The organism is Microbispora sp. CL1-1 (genome assembly GCF_012034195.1).
GTDB lineage: Bacteria > Actinomycetota > Actinomycetes > Streptosporangiales > Streptosporangiaceae > Microbispora.
Window position 1 is genome coordinate 1 of record NZ_JAATEK010000137.1, and the last position, 1,096, is coordinate 1,096.

The 1,096-nt window shown below is 68.7% G+C and carries 1 protein-coding gene and 1 pseudogene; both read left to right on the forward strand.

The features are described from left to right. Window positions 1-759, forward strand: a 759-nt coding sequence (locus HCK04_RS40290) for a sugar ABC transporter permease (RefSeq protein WP_142652773.1), incomplete at its 5' end; no start/stop codon positions are given. After that, window positions 756-1,096: pseudogene (locus HCK04_RS40295) on the forward strand (carbohydrate ABC transporter permease); the annotation flags it as partial. The gene HCK04_RS40290 and the pseudogene HCK04_RS40295, both read left to right, overlap by 4 nt.

Here is a 1,096-nt window from a genome sequence, read left to right on the forward strand (position 1 = left end):
TCGTTCGTGCAGGGGGACGCGCCGTTCACGGGGTTCGCCAACTACGCGAAGGTGTTCGCCGATGCCACCTTCGGCCCGGCGCTGTGGCACACGGTGGTGTTCACCGTGGTGTCGCTGGCCTTCCAGTTCACCATCGGGCTTGCGCTGGCGGTGTTCTTCAGCCGCAACTTCCGGCTGTCGGCCACGCTGCGGGCGTTGTTCCTGGTGCCGTGGCTGCTGCCGCTGATCGTGTCGTCCTCGACCTGGTCGTGGATGCTCAACAGCGAGTCGGGCGTGGTCAACGCGGCCCTGAGCTGGGTCGGCGTCGGCCCGGTCAACTGGCTGACCTCGCCGGACTGGTCGCTGTGGTCGGTGACCATCGCCAACATCTGGATCGGCATCCCGTTCAACCTGGTGGTGCTCTACAGCGGGCTGCAGGCGATCCCCTCCCACATCCACGAGGCGGCGGCCCTCGACGGGGCGACCGGCTGGCAGCGGTTCTGGCGGGTGACGTTCCCGCTGCTGCGGCCGGTCTCGGCGATCACGCTGCTGCTCGGGCTGGTCTACACGCTCAAGGTGTTCGACATCATCTGGATCATGACGAAGGGCGGCCCGAGCGACGCGTCCACGACGCTGGCCACCTGGTCCTACCGGCTCGGCTTCGGCAACCTGCTGCCGTCCTTCGGACCCGGCGCGGCGGTCGGCAACCTGCTGATCGTGATCGCGCTGGTCTTCGGCCTCGTCTACATCCGTACGCAGCGAAAGCAGGGGGCGGCATGACGGCGACCCGGCGCACCTGGTGGCGGACCGGCCTGGGCGTGGTGTTCACCGTGCTCATGCTGTTCCCGGTCTACTGGATGATCAACGTCTCGTTCACCCGCGACCAGGACATGCGCAAGTCGCCGCCCTACTGGTTCCCGGTGCACGGCACGCTGGACGGCTACCGCGCGGTGCTGGAGCAGCAGGGGCCCTACCTCGCCACCAGCCTCGTGGTCGGGCTGGGCACCGTGGCCCTGACCCTGGTGATCGCGGCGCCCGCGGCATACTCGCTGGCCAAGCTGCGCCCGCGCGGCGGCGGCGTGCTGAGCTTCGTGCTGCTCATCGCCCAGATGATCCC